General features: G+C 69.1%; 13 protein-coding genes. 11 read left to right on the top strand and 2 right to left on the bottom strand.

All coding sequences use genetic code 11. From position 1 onward, the window contains the following. Positions 1-161: 161 nt before the first annotated feature. Positions 162-1,160: a P1 family peptidase gene (locus UB43_RS19600; protein WP_045214316.1), complete on the bottom strand. Its 999-nt coding sequence runs from the start codon at positions 1,158-1,160 to the stop codon at positions 162-164. Positions 1,161-1,573: 413 nt separating this feature from the next. Between UB43_RS19600 and UB43_RS19595 the strand changes: the two genes are divergently transcribed. From UB43_RS19595 to UB43_RS19565, 7 genes are read left to right on the top strand one after another with little or no spacing between them, the layout of a single operon-like run. Continuing rightward, positions 1,574-4,021, top strand: coding sequence for a TonB-dependent siderophore receptor (locus UB43_RS19595; RefSeq protein WP_045214315.1), 2,448 nt, complete (start codon positions 1,574-1,576; stop codon positions 4,019-4,021). Between the two features lie 56 nt (positions 4,022-4,077). Further along, on the top strand, positions 4,078-5,412 hold the full coding sequence (locus tag UB43_RS19590; protein WP_045214314.1) for an LLM class flavin-dependent oxidoreductase: 1,335 nt from the start codon (positions 4,078-4,080) through the stop codon (positions 5,410-5,412). Then, positions 5,409-6,353 carry a 5'/3'-nucleotidase SurE gene (locus UB43_RS19585; protein WP_045214311.1) on the top strand — a complete coding sequence of 315 codons (945 nt, stop codon included), beginning with the start codon at positions 5,409-5,411 and terminating at the stop codon, positions 6,351-6,353. Before UB43_RS19590 ends, UB43_RS19585 begins: the two co-directional genes overlap by 4 nt. Then, on the top strand, positions 6,350-7,381 hold the full coding sequence (locus UB43_RS19580) for an LLM class flavin-dependent oxidoreductase (RefSeq protein WP_045214309.1): 1,032 nt from the start codon (positions 6,350-6,352) through the stop codon (positions 7,379-7,381). Before UB43_RS19585 ends, UB43_RS19580 begins: the two co-directional genes overlap by 4 nt. Next, on the top strand, positions 7,378-8,418 hold the full coding sequence (locus UB43_RS19575; RefSeq protein WP_045214307.1) for an LLM class flavin-dependent oxidoreductase: 1,041 nt from the start codon (positions 7,378-7,380) through the stop codon (positions 8,416-8,418). Before UB43_RS19580 ends, UB43_RS19575 begins: the two co-directional genes overlap by 4 nt. Continuing rightward, positions 8,415-9,455, top strand: a complete 1,041-nt coding sequence (locus UB43_RS19570; RefSeq protein ID WP_045214305.1) for an LLM class flavin-dependent oxidoreductase — start codon at positions 8,415-8,417, stop codon at positions 9,453-9,455. Before UB43_RS19575 ends, UB43_RS19570 begins: the two co-directional genes overlap by 4 nt. Continuing rightward, positions 9,445-10,584 (top strand): LLM class flavin-dependent oxidoreductase, encoded by a 1,140-nt coding sequence (locus UB43_RS19565; RefSeq protein WP_045214304.1) that lies wholly within the window; start codon positions 9,445-9,447, stop codon positions 10,582-10,584. The genes UB43_RS19570 and UB43_RS19565 overlap by 11 nt, the downstream gene beginning before the upstream one ends. Here UB43_RS19565 and UB43_RS19560 read toward each other — a convergent pair whose 3' ends face one another. After that, positions 10,585-11,661 carry a sigma-54-dependent Fis family transcriptional regulator gene (locus tag UB43_RS19560; RefSeq protein WP_045214302.1) on the bottom strand — a complete coding sequence of 359 codons (1,077 nt, stop codon included), beginning with the start codon at positions 11,659-11,661 and terminating at the stop codon, positions 10,585-10,587. 290 nt (positions 11,662-11,951) lie between these two features. Here UB43_RS19560 and UB43_RS19555 point away from each other — a divergent pair, with 290 nt between their 5' ends. The 4 genes from UB43_RS19555 (at position 11,952) to UB43_RS19540 (ending at position 17,175) form a co-directional block, all read left to right on the top strand. Further along, complete coding sequence (locus tag UB43_RS19555) at positions 11,952-12,872, top strand: ABC transporter substrate-binding protein (protein ID WP_045214300.1); 921 nt, start codon at positions 11,952-11,954, stop codon at positions 12,870-12,872. Next, complete coding sequence (locus tag UB43_RS19550; RefSeq protein ID WP_045214298.1) at positions 12,869-14,014, top strand: phosphotransferase enzyme family protein; 1,146 nt, start codon at positions 12,869-12,871, stop codon at positions 14,012-14,014. Before UB43_RS19555 ends, UB43_RS19550 begins: the two co-directional genes overlap by 4 nt. Position 14,015: 1 nt before the next feature. Next, complete coding sequence (locus UB43_RS19545) at positions 14,016-14,891, top strand: sulfurtransferase (RefSeq protein ID WP_045214297.1); 876 nt, start codon at positions 14,016-14,018, stop codon at positions 14,889-14,891. Between the two features lie 112 nt (positions 14,892-15,003). After that, positions 15,004-17,175 carry a TonB-dependent siderophore receptor gene (locus UB43_RS19540; RefSeq protein WP_045214295.1) on the top strand — a complete coding sequence of 724 codons (2,172 nt, stop codon included), beginning with the start codon at positions 15,004-15,006 and terminating at the stop codon, positions 17,173-17,175. Positions 17,176-17,177: the final 2 nt, after the last annotated feature.

Below are 17,177 nucleotides of genomic sequence, written 5' to 3'. Positions count from 1 at the left end.
CTCTGTCCGCGATTGCCTTCCGCCCACTCCGGCCTCAGCGACAGGAAGAGCGTGACATGCGCGCGGATCGCGGGCATGGCCCGCTCCTACAGGGGAGTCCGCATTCATTCGTGGGCGTAGGAGCGGACTCTGTCCGCGATTGTCTTCCGCCCGCTCTGCTCTCAGGAGCGCGCACGCGCAAGATAGACACCCCGCGCAATCGCCCGTGCCACGCAATCGGCAGCCGCCGAGCCGATGCGCGAAAGCTCCACCTGACGGCGCTGGCCATCCACCAGCTCGACATCGCCGGACGCCATGGCGAACAGGCTGTCGCCGTCGAATGGCAGGTGTGCCGGGCGCACCGCACGGGCGATACCGTCCTGCGCCATGATCGCCAGGCGCTTGCACTCGGCCGTGGTCAGCTGCGCATTGCACGCCACCACCGCCAGCGTGGTGTTGGCGCCGGCCTGCAAGCGGCCCATCGAGTCCAGCCGTGAAAGCTCCGGCATCGGCTCGCTGCAATCCATCCGCCGCACGGGCACGCGTCCGCCGAACTCGCCGCCCTGCTCCCAGGGCCAGGCCCAGAAGGTCTCGCCGTCGGGCATGTAGACGCTGCCGATGGGATTGGCCACCACCAGCGCGCCCACCAGCAGGCCGTCGCCCAGGTCCAGCGAGGCCGAACCCAATCCGCCCGGCAGCACACCGGCCATGGCACCGCGACCGGCGCCCACTGCGCCGAGGGCGAACTCCACGCCCAGGTTGGCCAGCGCCTCGCGGCCCAGTTCGCGGTACGGCGGGTCGATGCCCCAGCCCTTGTCACCACCATTGGCGAGGTCGTGCAGCACCGCCGCCGGCACGATGGGAATGGCCGGCGCACCGGCCTTCAGGTGCAGGCCGATATTGCGCGCCGACAGCTCCGCACTGACGCCATCGGCCGCGCCCAGGCCGAACACCGAGCCACCGGAAAACACCAGCGCATGCAGCTGCCCCACCATGTTCTCCGGTTCCAGCGCGGCGGATTCACGCCCGCCGGGGCCACCGCCACGAATGTCCACGCTGGCGGTCCACACGCCGTCCGGGCGCAGCACCGTAACGCCGGTCTGTACGCGTTCATCGGTGGCGTGGCCGACCAGCAGGCCGGGGATATCGGTGATCAGGTTGCGCGGGCCGGGTCTGGGCATGCGTCTCTCCAGGCAGATAAGGGAAAGCAGCGCCGGAGCAAGGCCTGTGCCAGTACCAGGGCGAACGCCCGAACCGGCCTGCGTGCCCCTTGCTGCAAATGCAGCATCGCGCCACCGCGGAGCAGTGCCTCGCCAGCGGCTGGATGAAAAGCAACAGCCTGGATCAGCACTGCTGCAAACCCAGCAGGGAAATTCCAGCGCCACCGGCAAACCACTGAAAGACAAGGCCTTTCCAGACTGGCACAGCGCTTGCGTTATCAGCGCCATGAGCTTGAGCCTGCCTTCCGACTGAACGCGACCAGTCCCTCCCAGCAACAAGCCGTTCGCCAACGCGGCCCCGATGCCGTCGACACGATAACCCGCAGCGGCCACCCAGACGGGCGCCAGCCGGGAGCAAACCTTGGAGCGTAACCATGACCGCAGTCACCCGTGCCCGGAGCGCATCGACCGCCCGCACGCTGTTCACCCATAGCCTTCTGTTCCTCGCCGTCACCCAGGCCCTGCCGGCGCTCGCCGCCGATGCCGACGCCAGCACCAGCGGCAGCACCACCGATAACCGCCTGAGCACCGTGGTGGTGGTCGGCAACCGCGGCCAGGCGCGCACCCTGGCCGACAGCCCGGCGCCGGTGGACGTGATCTCCAGCAAGCAGCTGGAAGCCACCGGCCAGGGCGACCTGACCCGCGCCCTGAGCCGCGTGCTGCCCTCGCTGAACCTGCCGGCCTCCTCCGGCTTCGGCTCCACCTCGGTGGTCCGCCCGATCAGCCTGCGCGGCCTCAACGGCGACCAGGTGCTGGTACTGGTCAACGGCAAGCGCCGGCACAACAGCGCCCTGCTCAACAACGGCACCTACCTGAACTCCGGCTCGCAGCCGGTGGACCTGGACATGATCCCCACCGCCCTGGTGGACCACGTCGAAGTCTTGCGTGACGGCGCCTCCGCCCAGTACGGCTCCGACGCCATCGGCGGGGTCATCAACGTGGTGCTCAAGCAGACCGACCACGGCGGCCGCCTGGCCAGCACCTACGGCCAGAACTACGAGAACGGCGACGGCGAGACCGCCCGGCAGAGCGGCAACATCGGCTTCGAACTGGGCAACGAGGGCTTCGTCAACTTCGCCCTGGACTACAAGCACCAGAACATCTCCGACCGCTCCGACAACGCGCCCTATACCGACTCCGCCGGCAACACCAGCCTGCAGCACACCTACTACGGCACCGGCCTGCCGAAGGTGGAGAACTTCAGCCTGGGCTACAACGCCGAGCTGCCGGTAAACGACGCCCTGACCCTGTACTCCTTCTCCACCTACACCAACCGCGAGTCGTCCAAGCCACTGGCGTTCCACCAGCCGGCCAGCTTCAACGGCATCCCGACGCCTTACCCCGAAGGCATCGAGGACAACCTGCGGTTCATCGAGAACGACTTCCAGTTCGCCTTCGGCGGCAAGGGCGAGGCGGCCGGCTGGGACTACGACCTGTCCACCACCTACGGCCAGGACCACGCCCGCGCCACGCTGACCGATACCTACAACCTCAGCTACGGCGCGGATTCGCCCACCAACGTCGACACCGGCGTGAAGACCTTCAGCCAGTGGACGAGCAACCTCGACCTGACCCGTGCCTTCGACCTCGGCCTGGCCAAGCCCACGCAGATTTCCTGGGGCCTGGAGCACCGCTACGAGAACTACAAGATCGGCAAGGGCGAGTACGCCTCCTACGGCTATGGCGACTACCAGTACGGCGCCAACGGCGCGCTGATCGCCCCCGGCACCATCTCCGGCGCCGGCACCACCCCGGCCGATGCCGCCTCCAAGGGCCGCACCAGCTACGCCGGCTACGGCGAGATCGGCCAGGACTTCACCGACAAGTGGCACGTCGACCTCGCCGGGCGCTACGAGCACTACAACGACGGCTCGGGCGTGACCACCAACGGCAAGCTCTCCACCCGCTACCAGCTGACCCCGATCCTGGCCCTGCGCGGCACCGCCAGCACCGGCTTCCGCGCGCCCTCGCTGGCCCAGCAGATCTACAGCTCGACCTCGCAGAGCAGCGTCAACGGCAACCTGATCGACTACCGCAACGTCGCGGTGAGTTCGGACGTCGCGCAGGCGCTCGGCGCCTCCACCCTGAGCCCGGAGAAATCCACCAACTACAGCGTCGGCCTGACCCTGCAGCCGACCCCGGCCAGCAGCCTGACCATCGACGCCTACCAGATCAAGATCCGCGACCGCATCGCCCAGACCGGCTACCTGGGCGGCACCCAGGCGATCCAGGACATCCTCGCCGGCGCCGGCCTCAACCCCAACCAGTACGTCACCTACTTCACCAACGCCCTGGACACCACCACCCGTGGCGTCGACATCGTCGGCGACTTCCGCCAGGAACTGGGTGCCTACGGCAGCATCCGCTACAACGCCGGCTTCAACTGGAACACCACCGAGATCGACAAGATCCACGCCTCCTCCGTGGCCCAGTCCGCTCTCGGCCCGGACGGCGGCTACGACCGCCAACGCCAGGGCAACCTCAAGCACGGCCAGCCGGAATCGCGCCTGCTGCTGGGCGCCGACTGGAGCATCGGCCAGTTCGACGTGAGCCTGAACCTGACCCGCTACGGCGAGTACACCCAGTACGGCACCGCCGAGGTCTACGACCGCACCTTCGACCCGCAGTGGATCACCGACCTCAACGTCGACTACCACCTGACCCGCAACCTGACCCTCACCGCCGGGGCCAACAACCTGTTCAACGTCTACCCCGACCGCACGAACCTGCCCAGCACCTCCGGCGCCTTCCCGTACGGCAACTTCTCGCCCTACGGCACCACCGGCGGCTACTGGTACACGGGCCTGGCCTACAACTTCTGACCTTGCACAAGCCGACGGGCGCCAAACCGGCGCCCGCCTCGCACGGGAGACAAGACATGACCCGCCGTACCGACCAGCTCAAGCTCGGCGCCTTCCTCGCCAACAGCGGCCACCACGTCGCCGCCTGGCGCCACCCCAGGGCCCAGGCCGACGCCAGCCTGGATTTCGACTATTTCAAGCAGGTAGCGCAGACCGCCGAGCGCGGCCGCTTCGACGCGCTGTTCGTCGCCGACGTGGTCGCGCTCTGGGGCCATCACCTCGACGCCCTGAGCCGCACCGCGCGCGGCGAGCACTTCGAGCCGCTGACCCTGATGGCCGCGCTGGCCGCCGTCACCAGCCGCATCGGCCTGATCGCCACCGCCACCACCAGCTACAACGAGCCGTACCACATCGCCCGCAAGTTCGCCTCGCTCGACTACCTGTCCAAGGGGCGCGCCGCCTGGAACCTGGTGACGTCGGTGGTTTCCGACGAAGCCTGGAACTTCGGCCGCGAAGCGCACATCGACCACGCCGAGCGCTACCGTCGCGCCGAAGAGTTTCACGACGTGGTCAAGGGCCTGTGGGACAGCTGGGACGACGACGCCTTCGTGCGCGACAAGGCCAGCGGGCAGTACTTCGACCCGACCAAGCTGCACGTGCTCGACCACCAGGGCGAATACTTCTCCGTGCGCGGCCCGCTCAACGTGGCGCGCCCGCCCCAGGGCCACCCGGTGCTGGTCCAGGCCGGCGCCTCGGACGCCGGCAAGGCGCTGGCCGCCCGCGTGGCGGAAGTCATCTTCGCCATGGCCGAGACCATCCCCGCCGCCCAGGCCTTCTACACCGACGTGAAGCAACGCGCCGCTGCGCTGGGCCGCAACCCGGACGGCATCAAGATCCTCCCTGGCATCACGCCCTTCATCGGCCGCACCCGCGAAGAGGCCCGCGAACTGTTCGAGGAATTCCAGAGCCTGGTGGACCCGGTGCTGGGCCTGCGCCTGCTGGCCGACACCCTCGGCGAGGACATCGACCTCTCCGCCCACGACCTCGACGGCCCGCTGCCGGAGACCCCGGTCGGCCAGCGTGGCAGCCGCCGCGACAAGGTGCTGGAACTGGCGCGCAACGAGGGCCTGACGATTCGTCAGCTGTACCTGCGCCTGGCCGGCGGCAACCCGGTGATCGGCACCGCCGAAGACATCGCCGACACCTTCGACGCCTGGTTCCAGGCCCGCGCCTGCGACGGCTTCAACGTGTTCTTCCCGTACCTGCCGGGCGGCATCGAGGTATTCGTCGACGAGGTCGTGCCGCTGTTGCAGGAGCGCGGCCTGCTGCGCCGCGAATATGAAGGCGCGACCCTGCGCGAGAACCTCGGCCTGGAGCGTCCGGCCAATCGTTTCGCCGGGAGCGCGGCATGAGGGTCACGGCCCTGCTGCTGGCCGCCGGCTGCGCCGTCGCGCAGCCGGCGTTCGCGCTGAACATCCTGCTCAGCAACGACGACGGCTACCGCCATCCGAACATCCGCGCGTTGTACAGCGCGCTCAAGGCCGACGGGCACACCGTGCGCATCGCCGCGCCCTACAGCGACCAGAGTGCACGGGGCGGCGCCTTCTTCTTCGGCCGCGAGACGCAGGTCGGCCGCGACGACGACCCGGCCTATCCGGACAGCTACTACCTCACCACCACCGAAAAAGGCCTTTGCGAAACCGACAGCTGCGCGGGCAAACAGGTGGACATCCGCATCAGCGGCACGCCGGTGATGGCGGTGCTGCTGGGGCTGGAAAAGGTCCTGCCGCACCCGGACCTGGTGATAGTCGGGCCCAATCCCGGCAACAACCTCGGCGCCCTCAACAGCGCTTCGGGCACCTTCAACGCCGCCAGCGTCGCGGTGCTCTCCGGCGTGCCGGCCCTCGCCGTCAGCGCCGACCTGAAGGAACAGGACAGCCCGCGCATCGCCGCCCTCGTCACCCATTTGGTGGATGCGCTGGACCGGCATCGCCAGGCCGACGGCGCACTGCTGCCCAAGGGCGTGGGCCTGAACCTCAACCTGCCACCGCTGGAGAAACTCCAGGGTGCGCGACTGACCCGCATCGGCCGCTATGTGCCCTTCCACGCCCTCTACACCGAAGACCTCGGCAAGCTCGACGCCAAGCTGGCCGGCAAGCCGGGCATCGGCTTCGCCTGGTCGCCGCCGCCGGACGCCAGCAATGCCGAGGACGAAGCGGTGTGGGTCGCCAAGGGCTACCTCACCCTCAGCCCGTTCAACGCCCTGCCCGGCGCACCGGCCGACAGCGAGCGCCTCGGCGCCGCGCTGACGCCGCTGCTGGGCCAGGCCACTCTCACGGAGCCAAAGCCATGACCCGCCGCACTGTTCACAGCAGCTTCCGCCTGGGCTTCCTCAACCGCGTGTACGCCCCGCAGTTCGAGCCGCGCCTGTACCAGCAGACCCTGGAGCTGTTCGAAGCCGCCGAGGAGCTGGGCTTCGACAGCGGCTGGCTGGCCCAGCACCACTTCGCCAGCGAGAACGGCCGCCTGCCCTCGCCGCTGGTGCTGCTCGGCGCCGCGGCCGAACGCACCCGCCACATCCAGCTGGGCACCGGTATCGTCGTGCTCAACCAGGAGAACGCCCTGCGCCTGGCCGAAGATGCCTCGGTGCTCGACCTGATCAGCCAGGGCCGCCTGCAACTGGGCCTGGGCGCCGGCTTCGACCCGGACAGCTTCGCCGCCTTCGGCCAGACTCTGGAAGGCCGCCACGCACAGTACGACCAGCGCCTTGAGCGCCTGCGCCAGGCGCTGGCCGGCGAACCGCTGAATGCCGAAGGCCGTGTATTGCGCCCCGCCGCCGAAGGTCTGGAGCAACGCCTGTGGGAAGCCACTTCGCGCGTCGAACAGGTCGCCGCCCGCGGCAACGGGCTGATCCTCGCCCCCAACCCCACGGCCGGTGCCGAACCGCGCTCGCAGGTGATCGAGCGCTACCGCCGGGCCTGGAGTCCCGCTCACTCGGGCACGCCTCGCGTGGCGCTGGTACGCGCTGTCTTTCCCGGTGCCGATGCAGCGGCAGCAGGTTCGACCCTGCGCCAGGACATCCTCGCCTACGTCGAACGCCAGCGGCGTATCGGCATCGGCCACGCCGACCCGGCACAAGGCTTCGAGGCAGTACTCGACGCCCTCGGCGTACTTCACGGCGACCCGGCAAAGATTGCCGGGCAGCTGCGTGCCGATGCACCGCTGGGCGCCGATGACCAACTGATCGTCCAGGTGCAGACCACCTCCACCGGCTTCGCCGAAGCCCTGCGCCACCTGGAAACCGTCGCCCGCGACATCGCCCCCGCGCTGGGCTGGCAACCGAGCCGGCAGCGCGCACTCGCACAGGAGATCCCGGCATGAGCGCACCCAAACCGCAGAAGTCGTTCAAGCTCGGCTTCCTCACCCACGCCTTCGGCAGCGACCCGCGCCAGGTCTACCGCGACCTGCAGGAGCAGTTCGAATTCGCCGAGGCGCTGGGCTTCGACGGCGGCTGGATCGCCCAGCACCACCTGAGCGGCGGCTTCGGCCAGCTGCCTTCGCCACTGCTGCTGTTCGCCAACATCGCCGCGCGCACCCGGCGCATCGAACTGGGTACGGCGGTCGTCACCCTGCCGCTGGAGGATTCGCTACGCCTAGCCGAAGACGCCGCCGTACTCGACGCGCTGTCCGCCGGCCGACTGCAACTGGGCCTGGGCAGCGGTGGCGCCAACCTGGAGATGTTCAACGCCTTCGGCCGCGACGCCCAGCGCCGCCAGGAGGATTTCCAGCACTCCCAGCGCGCACTGCAGGCCGCCCTGCTCGGCGCACCGCTGCCCGGCGAGGCGCAGCTGCGCCTGCACCCCCCGGCGGCCGGGCTGCGGGAACGACTCTGGCATTCCCACGGCAGCGAAGCCGGCGCGATGTACGCCGCCGAGCAAGGCAATGGCCTGCTGCTGGGCACAGCCACCCACGATCCGCTGACGGTGCAGAAACCGCTGGCCGACGCCTACCTCGGCGCCTGGCAGGATGAAACGCGCCGGCCGCGCATCGGCGTGGTGCGCGCGGTCTTCCCCGCCGAGGACAAGGTACAGTCCCGCGCGGAACTGGCGCCGGATATCGAATTGCACGTGCCCCGCCTGATCCGCGAAGGGCTGATCGACGAGGCCGCCGACCTGGACAGCCACCTGCGCCTGCTCAACGTCCACCATGGCCATCCCGAGGAGGTGATCGCCAGCGTTCGCAACGACCCGTCGCTGCTGCCCTACGCGGACTACTTCATCGCCGTGGTGCAATCGGAAAGCTCCACCCAGGCCCAGGTGCTGCGGCGCCTGGAGCAGCTGGCGCGGGAGATTGCCCCGGCGCTCGGCTGGCAACCTGGTGTAAAGCCTGGCGGGCGGCCGCTGGCGGTCGCCGGATGAGCCTGCGCTTCGCCTGGAAGCTCTGCGCCAGCGGCACCCGGCGCGGCCTGGACTGGCAGGCGCAACCCTCGGAATGGGTGCAACTGGCCCAGGCCGTGGAATACGCCGGCTTCGACGACCTCTACCTGCCCGGCGGGCCCAGCCAGCCGGACAGCCTGATGGTCGCCGCCGCCTTGTGCGCGCATACCCGGCGCCTCGGGCTGACCCTGAGCCTGCCGGCGGAAGCCATGCTCCCGGCCGCGCTGGCGACCACCCTGCAGAGCCTGCAATCGCTGTCCGCCGGGCGCGTGCGCCTGCACCTCCCGGACAGCGATCGCGGCAGCCTGCGCCGCGCTTTCGGCGAGCTGCTCAACCGCGACCAGCGCCACGAACGCATCGACGAGTTCCTCGACATCCTGCAACGCCTGCTGCACGCCCCGGCCACGCCGCTGGACCACAACGGCCGCTACTTCCAGCTGGAGAACGCCGGCCTTGGCCTGCGCAACCTGCCGCCCACGCCGCTGCTGCTGGACGAGACACTCGGCGCCGAGCGTATCGCCAGCCGCGCGGACGTCTGCGTGGTGCAGGGCGGCAGCGTCGCACAGCTGGGCGAAACCATCGCGCGCCTGAATCAGGCCGCGCGCCGTGTCGGCCGGCCGCTAAGCCATGTCGCCAGCTTCGGCATCATCGCCCGCGACAGCGAGGAGCAGGCCTGGGACGAGGCCGCCCGGCAGGCGCAGGCTTTCGCCGCACCGGCCAGGGGCAAGCGCCGTCGCGCCGATGCGCGCGTGATCGAACTGCTCGCCGAGCGCGCCGGGCACCCCGCCCGGCGCAGCGAAATCCACCCCAACCTGTGGCTGCCGGCGCCCGGCGAATCGCCCGTGCTGGTGGGCAGCCATGCCCAGGTCGCCAGCCGCCTGCGCGAGCTGCACGGCGCCGGCCTTGAGCAGGTCATCCTGCAGGCGCCCAACGCGGTGCGCGAGGTCCTGCGCTTCGGCGAACGGGTCCTGCCGCTGCTGCAAAACGAAGCTGAAAAGGACACCCGGATTGGCCGCTGAACCCAAAGCCCGAAGCATCGAGATCGACTGGTTCCTGCCCACCAACGGCGACGGTCACCACCTCACCAGCAGCGGCCTGCCCAAGGTCGGGCTGTTCCAGCAGGGCGAGCGCGCGCCGACCCTCGACTACCTGCGCCAGGTGGTGCGCGCCGCCGAGCAGGCGGCCTTCGACGGCATCATGGTGCCCACCGCCAGCGGCTTCGAAGACCCCTGGCTGATCGTCGCGCTGATGGTCCAGGAAGTACGCCGGCTGAAGTTCCTGCTGACCCTGCGTCCCGGCGTCGAGCTGCCCGCCTACACCGCGCACAAGGCCGCCACCCTGCAACAGCTCAGCGACAACCGCCTGCTGCTGCACCTGGTCAGCGGCTCCAGCCGCTTCGAGCAGCGCGCCCTGGGCGACTTCCTCGAACACGACGAGCGCTACGCCCGCGGCGCCGAATTCCTCGACGTGTTCCGCGCCACCTGGGCCGGGCGCGAGCACCACGGGCGGCACTACCGCACCGGCAGCCCGGTGCCCATTGCGCGCGAGGCGACGCTGCCGCCGATCTGCTTCGGCGGCGCCTCGGACGTGGCCGAACGCATCGCCGCCAGCCACGCGCAGAGCTACCTGATGTGGGGCGAACCGCCGGCGATGATCCGCGAGCGCATCCTGCGCCTGCGCGAACTGGCCGCCGCCCATGGCCGCGAGCTGCGCTTCGGCCTGCGCCTGCACGTGTTCGCCGCCGCGGACTCGCGCCAGGCCTGGGCCCACGTCGGGCGCCTGCTGGAGGAGATTCCGCGCGACGCCATCGAGCGCGCCCAACAGCAACTGGCGGCTTACGAATCGGTGGGGCAATCGCGACAGATCAGCCTGACCCAGGGCCGCGCCCATGGCGTGCGCGACCTGGAAGTGTCACCCAACCTCTGGGCCGGTGTCGGCCTGGTGCGCGGTGGCGCGGGTACGGCGCTGGTAGGGAGTTACGCGGAAGTCGCCGAGCGCATCGAGGAGTATCACCAGTTGGGCGTGGATACCTTCATCCTCTCCGGCTACCCGCACCTGGAAGAGGCGATCCACCTGGGCGAGGAACTGCTGCCGCTGCTGCGCCGGGATGTTGCCGCGGCCAGTGCGCGCCGGCGCCGCCGCGACTGATCAGGCCTTGGCGCGGCCCTTGAGCAGGCCGTGGTTGACCAGCAGCGTGCGCATGGCGTTGCGGCTGATACCCAGCAGCGCGGCGGTGCGCAGCTGGTTGAAACCGCAGTGGGCGAAGGACTCGCGGACGATCAGGTCTTCCAGGTCGTGCAGCAGGGTTTCCCCCGGTACTTCGAACAGGCGCTGCAACTGGTCGCGAATGATCTCCTGCGGTAACCCGCTCGGCGCCCCCGCGCCCATGCGCAGGCCGGACAGCGCGGCGGAAAACTTCAGGTGCTCGGGCCGCACCGCCTTCTCCCCCGCCACCAGCAACGCCAGGTGCACGACGTTCTCCAGCTCGCGGATGTTGCCCGGCCAGGCGTAGTCCAGCAGCGCGCTGACGGCGGCTTCGGAGAACATCGGCTCGGCGATCTTCAGGCGCTGGGCGTAGAGCCGGCGGAAGTGCTCCACCAGCGGCATGATGTCCAGCGGGCGCTCGCGCAGGGGCAACACGCGGGCCTGGGCGACGTTGATGCGGTAGAACAGGTCGAGGCGGAAATTGCCGGCGTCCACCGCCTGCTCCAGGTCGACGTTGGTGGCAGTGACCAGGCGGATGTCCACCTTGATCGGCTTGCGCGAGCCGACGCGGACGATCTCCTGCTCCTGCAAGGCACGCAGCAGCTTCACCTGCAGTGGCATCGGCAGGTCGCCGATCTCGTCGAGGAACAGGGTGCCGCCATCGGCCTCCTCGAACCAGCCGGCGCGCCGGCCCGTGGCGCCGGAAAAAGCACCGGCCTCGTGGCCGAACAGTTCGCTCTCGGCGAGGTTCTCGTTGATCGCGCCGCAGTTCACCGCGACGAACGCGCCCTTGCGCCCGCTGGCGCTGTGGATGTAGCGCGCCACCAGCTCCTTGCCGGTGCCGGTCTCGCCATTGATCAGCACCGGCACTTCGCTGGGCCCGACACGGTCGAGGAATTCCAGCAACTGGCGCGAGCGCGGGTCGGAAAACACCAGCGCCTTGGCGCGGATCGACAACGGCTGCTTCTCGCCCTGCGGCAGGGTCAGCACGGGCGTTGCGCCCCAGGGGGATTGGCTCATGGTCCTGCTTGCGCCGTGACTTAGAAGAAGTCGTTACTTTATCGCCGACTTCTTATAACCATAAATATCTAAATCGCATGAGGTCATAACCTGCGACGCCCGCGCCAGAGCGATTCGAGCGAAATTCTCCGTTTCCGTGTCCTGCAGGTTTCGCTCAGCCCGCCGATAGCCCTTTTATTCCATGCGATTATAAAAACCAGTGAAAATCATATTGGTATATACCAAATGGCCTCCCCTTCAATACGCCCCATCGCAGTCGCCGGCCGCTGGCCGTATCGGAGAAAGGTTCCATGTTTGCCTTGCGGGTCATGCTCGAATACTTCCACCCCTGGCCCAATTCGGCCGGTTTCTACCTCGCCCGTGAACGCGGCTGGTACCGCGACGCGGGGCTGGACGTGGAACTGGTGGTGCACGACCCCTACCATGGCGACACCCTCGACCACCTGATGCGCGGCGCCGCTGCGTTCGGCGTGTTCCCCAGCAATCGCCTGCTGGTACGCCGCGAACTCGGCCAGCCACTGATCGGCGTGGCCGCCATCAACCATCGCGGCCTGGAATCGATCCAGACCCTCACCGACAGCGGCATCCGCCGCCCCCGCGACCTGCAGGGCAAGCGCCTGGCGCTCAACCCGACGCCGCGCGGCCTGGCCATGGTGCGCCACCTGGTGTCCCGCGATGGCGGCGACCCGGATGCGGTGCAACTGGTGGACGCCGGCTTCCGCGAATTGCGCCCGGAAGACCTGGCCGCCGGCCTCGCCGATGCCAGCTTCGGCGGCTACTGGGCCTGGGAAGCGCTGCTGCCAAGCCCCATCGCCGATGAACGCCGCGTGGTGCTGCCGGTGGACGAGATCGGCGCCCCGCCCTACCACAGCTACCTGCTGGGCGCGCGAGAGGACTGGCTCGATGCCAACCCCGACATCGCCCGGCGTTTCCTCGCGGTCACCGCGCGAGGTTTTCTCGCCGCAGCAGCGGAGCCAGAGGCCGCACTACCGGTCTACGAACGCACCATTCCCTACTTTCCCCGGCAGATGCTGGCAGAATCCCTGCGGCGCATCGCGCCCAGCTGGCTGCATCAGGGCCGCTGGGGCGAACAGCGCGAAGAACTGCTGCAGCCCTATGCCCAGTGGCTGCATGAATACGGTGTGCTGCGCGACCCCGACGTCTGGCGCGGCGCCACCAGCAATGCCTGGCAAGTGGAGAACCCAGCATGACGAAACGCCTGAGCCATGGCATGGGCCTGGAGCCGGTGGAAGCCGACTGGCCCGCGCTGACCGAAGCGGAGGTCGCCGCGCTGCTGCAAGACTTCCCGCAGGCCGGCGCCGAAGCCCGCCTGACCTGGCACAGCCCGCGGCCCTTCTCCGCCGCCGCACTGGTGGAGAGCGCCAGCGGCCCGCTGTTCGTCAAGCGCCACCACCCCAGCGTGCGCAGCGCTGACTGGCTGGCGGAAGAGCACGCCTTCCTCGCTCACCTGGCCCGCCGCGGCGCGCCCGTGGCGCAGGTACTGCGCGATCGGCTGGGCCGCAGCGCCATCGAACGGGACGGCTGGACCTATGAAGTCCACGAGAAGGCCCAAGGCCTGGACCTCTACCGCGACGCACTGTCCTGGACGCCCTTCCTGCACAACGCCCACGCCTTTGCCGCCGGCGCCGCCCTGGCGAAACTGCACCGCGCCGCCGAAGGCTTCGACGCCCCCTCGCGCAGCGCCGGCGTACTGCTGAGCAACCTGAAACTGTTTGGCGCGCCGGACCCGCTCGCCGCCATCGAAGCGACTTTCGAGCAGGCGCCCGCCCTCGCCGACTACCTGCAGGCGCGCCCGTGGAAGGAAACCCTGAGCGACCTGCACCTGCCGCTGCAACGCGAACTGTTGCCCTACCTGCAACGCCAGCCGGCGCTGTGGACCCACAACGACTGGCATGCCTCCAACCTGCTATGGAGCGAAGACGGCCCGCACGCGCAGGTAGTCTCGGTGCTGGACTTCGGCCTGAGCGACCGCAGCTATGCGTTGTTCGACCTGGCGACCGCCATCGAGCGCAACCTGGTGCCCTGGCTGGAGCTGGACCAGGGCCGCGCTGCCGTCGCCGACCTGGATGCGCTGGACGCCCTGCTGCAAGGCTATGCCAGCGTGCGCCCGCTGAGCCGCGACGACCTGCTTGCACTGGCGGCGCTGCTACCGCTGGTGCACGCGGATTTCGCGCTGTCCGAAGTCATCTACTTCCACGGCATCCTCGGCTCGGCCGAGAGCGCCTCACTGGCCTACGACAACTACCTGATCGGCCACACCCGCTGGTTCCTCGAAGCCGAAGGCCAGCGCTTGTTCAATCACATTCGCCAACTGGCCGCGAAGGTGAACTGAGATGAACGAACCTCTCGTCACAGTCGACTGGTTGGCCGCCACTCTGGACGACCCGCGCCTGTGCCTGCTGGACGCCAGCGTGGAGCTGGCCGCCCCCGAGTTCGACGGCGACTACCGCGTCGAGAGCGGCCACGCCGGCTGGCTTGCCGGACACATTCGCGGAGCGCGCCATGCCGATCTGCTCGGCGATCTGGCCGATCCACAGGCGTCCTTCAGCTTCGCCCTACCTGATCCGCAACGGGCGAAGGATGCCCTGCGAAAGCTCGGCCTTCACGACGATTCGCTGATCGTGATCCATGACCGCAGCGACGGTTTCTGGGCCGCCCGCCTGTGGTGGATGCTGCGCAGCCTGGGCATTGACGCAGCCGTGCTGGATGGTGGACTACGTGCCTGGATCGCCGCCGGATATTCGCTGGAACAAGGCGGATCTTCAGAGGCGGCAACCGGGGCACTGTCAGCCCCGGCGCAGTACCGGGACGGCTTCTGGATCGACCGCCAGGGTGTTGAAAAAGTCGTAGCAGGCGAAGCTGAAGGCACGCTGGTCTGCGCCCTGTCCGCCGCCCTCTTCGACGGCAGCGCCGTCACCCGTTACGCCCGCCGTGGGCACATCCCCGGCAGCAGCAACCTGCCCGCGCGCAGCCTGTTCGACGACGACGGCCGCTACCGGCGCGGTGCGGCGCTGGGGGAAGCCCTGGCCGGGCTGCGCCAGGCCGAGCCACCGCTGTTGCTGTACTGCGGCGGCGGCATCTCCGCCGCCGCCCTGGCCCTGGCGCTGACGCTGGCCGGGGAAACGCGGGTCGCGATCTACGACGGCTCGCTGCAGGAGTGGGCCGCAGAGCCGACCCTGCCATTGACCACCGGAGCAGCTCCGGCCTGACCGCCCGTTCGCGGGCACTCGCGTTTCACATCCAAGGCCATCCGTTTCGCGCGGGAGGGGCTCGGCCCCGTGCATTCCCGGCGCACGCCCCGGCGATCTTCAGGAGCGTTCCATGCAGTACCTGCCGCGCCCCGCGCGCACGCGATTCCCCCTCAGCCTGCTGACCCTGGCCGTGCTGCTGGCCAGCGGCCCCGGCCACGCCGAGGACACCACGACCCTGGACACCGTGACGGTGATCGGCCATGACACCGAGAGTTACGCGAGCAATCGCGCCTCGGTCGGCGGCTTCGGCGAAGCCCCGCTGCTGGACACGCCGGCGTCCATCTCGGTGTTCAACCAGGCCCTGCTCAAGGACCAGCAGGCGCGCCTGCTCAGCGACGTGCTGAAGAACGACGCCTCCACCGGCGAGGCCTACGCACCGGTGGGCTACTACGAGAACTTCGAGATCCGCGGCTACTCGCTCAACGCCGCCAGCAGCTACAAGATCAACGGCCGCACCATCACCGGCGAGCAGAACGTGGCGCTGGAAAACAAGGAGCAGGTCGAAGTGCTCAAGGGCTTGTCCGGCCTGCAGAGCGGCGTGTCCGAGCCCGGTGGCGTGATCAACTACGTCACCAAGCGCCCGCAGGATGTGCGCTCGGTGACGCTGGGCACCGATGATGAAGGCGGCCGCTACGTCGCCACCGACGTCGGTGCCTGGCTCGGCAGCGAGCAGACCGTCGGCGTGCGAGTGAACCTCGCCCACGACGATCTGCGCTCCTACATCGACCACACCGACGGCCAACGCGATTTCGCCTCCCTGGCGCTGGACTGGAACCTCTCGCCCAACGCCCTCTGGCAGTTCGACGCCGAATACCAGAACCGTCGCCAGCCCTCGGCACCCGGCTACCAGTTGCTCGGCGGCACGCAGCTGCCCCACGGCATCGACCCGCACGACCGCCTCGGCTACCAGAGCTGGGCCGACCCGGTGCGCATCGAATCGCTGAACCTCAACACCCGCTTCGAATACCGCTTCGACGACGCCTGGACCGGCACCCTCAGCGCCTCGCGCAGCAAGGTGGTGATCGACGACTACAGCGCCTTCCCCTGGGGCTGCTACGGCGCCGCCAGCTGCGCCGACTCGGCAGTGCCCAACTACTTCAGCCCCGAAGGCGACTACGACCTCTACGACTTCCGCAGCCCCGACGACACCCGCCGCAACGACGAGCTGGAGGCCGCCCTGCACGGCCAGTTCGCCACCGGCTGGCTACGCCACGAACTGACCGTCGGCACCTCGGCCTTCCGCCGCGTGCTGGACAGCCGCCCGGAGCTCAACGAATGGGTCGGCACCGGCAACATCTACAGCGGCATCGGCGCGGTGGAGCCTTTCGACGGCGAGCCCGGCCACAGCTACCGCCACCTCGACAGCCGCCAGTACGGCCTGTTCGCCAGCGACCGTGTCTCACTGAATGACCAATGGCAGGTCGTGCTGGGCGGCCGCCAGGTGCGCCTGGACGAACGCACCTTCGACAGCGAAGGCGACACCACCCGGCATACCCGCCGCTCGGAGTTCCTGCCCAATGGCGCGGTGATCTTCAAGCCCCGCGCGGATATCTCGATCTACGGCAGCTACAGCAAGGGCCTGTCCCTGGGGGGCGAGGCACCCTGGTTCGCCAGCAACGCCGGCGACACCCTGGCGCCCACCTCCTCGCGCCAGGTCGAGTTCGGCATCAAGCAGGAACTGCCCGGCTTCGACTGGAGCGCCGCGCTGTTCCAGATCCACCAGGCCTACCAGTTCGCCCGCCCCAACGGCGACGGCAGCTTCACCTACGTGCAGCAGGGCCAACAGAAGAACAGCGGGCTGGAGTTGTCCGCCAGTGGCCGGGTAACCTCCGCGCTGCAATTGAGCGGCAGCCTCGCGGCGATCCGCTCGCGGGTGGTGAACAGCGGTACCGACGACTACGAAGGCCACCAGGCGATCAACGTCCCGCGCCTGCGCGCGAGCCTGCAGGCGGACTACGCGTTGGCCGAAGTGCCGGGGCTTTCGCTGCTGGGCGCGGCGCGCTACAGCGGCGCCAAATATGCTGACCGTGATGGCGCAGTAGAAGTCGGCGGCTACACCCTGTATGACGCCGGCGCACGCTTCAGCACCCGTATCGGCGACTACCCGACCGTGCTGCGGCTGAGCGTCGACAACCTGTTCGACAAGCGCTACTGGCGCGATGTCGGTGAATATTTCGGCGACGGCTACCTGTTCCAGGGTGCGCCGCGCACGGCTCGCCTGACGGCGAGCGTCAACTTCTGAGG

The sequence above is a fragment of the Pseudomonas sp. 21 genome (genome assembly GCF_000955805.1).
Lineage (GTDB): Bacteria > Pseudomonadota > Gammaproteobacteria > Pseudomonadales > Pseudomonadaceae > Pseudomonas.
The sequence above is the reverse complement of the archived record's forward strand: the minus strand, read 5'-3'. Positions and strand labels throughout refer to the sequence as shown.

Excerpts from the sequence above, each read along its gene's own strand:
- UB43_RS19600 (WP_045214316.1), bottom strand. The coding sequence starts at position 1,160 with ATGCCCAGACCCGGCCCGCGCAACCTGATCACCGATATCCCCGGCCTG.
- UB43_RS19595 (WP_045214315.1), top strand. The coding sequence starts at position 1,574 with ATGACCGCAGTCACCCGTGCCCGGAGCGCATCGACCGCCCGCACGCTG.
- UB43_RS19590 (WP_045214314.1), top strand. The coding sequence starts at position 4,078 with ATGACCCGCCGTACCGACCAGCTCAAGCTCGGCGCCTTCCTCGCCAAC.
- UB43_RS19585 (WP_045214311.1), top strand. The coding sequence starts at position 5,409 with ATGAGGGTCACGGCCCTGCTGCTGGCCGCCGGCTGCGCCGTCGCGCAG.
- UB43_RS19580 (WP_045214309.1), top strand. The coding sequence starts at position 6,350 with ATGACCCGCCGCACTGTTCACAGCAGCTTCCGCCTGGGCTTCCTCAAC.
- UB43_RS19575 (WP_045214307.1), top strand. The coding sequence starts at position 7,378 with ATGAGCGCACCCAAACCGCAGAAGTCGTTCAAGCTCGGCTTCCTCACC.
- UB43_RS19570 (WP_045214305.1), top strand. The coding sequence starts at position 8,415 with ATGAGCCTGCGCTTCGCCTGGAAGCTCTGCGCCAGCGGCACCCGGCGC.
- UB43_RS19560 (WP_045214302.1), bottom strand. The coding sequence starts at position 11,661 with ATGAGCCAATCCCCCTGGGGCGCAACGCCCGTGCTGACCCTGCCGCAG.
- UB43_RS19555 (WP_045214300.1), top strand. The coding sequence starts at position 11,952 with ATGTTTGCCTTGCGGGTCATGCTCGAATACTTCCACCCCTGGCCCAAT.
- UB43_RS19550 (WP_045214298.1), top strand. The coding sequence starts at position 12,869 with ATGACGAAACGCCTGAGCCATGGCATGGGCCTGGAGCCGGTGGAAGCC.
- UB43_RS19545 (WP_045214297.1), top strand. The coding sequence starts at position 14,016 with ATGAACGAACCTCTCGTCACAGTCGACTGGTTGGCCGCCACTCTGGAC.
- UB43_RS19540 (WP_045214295.1), top strand. The coding sequence starts at position 15,004 with ATGCAGTACCTGCCGCGCCCCGCGCGCACGCGATTCCCCCTCAGCCTG.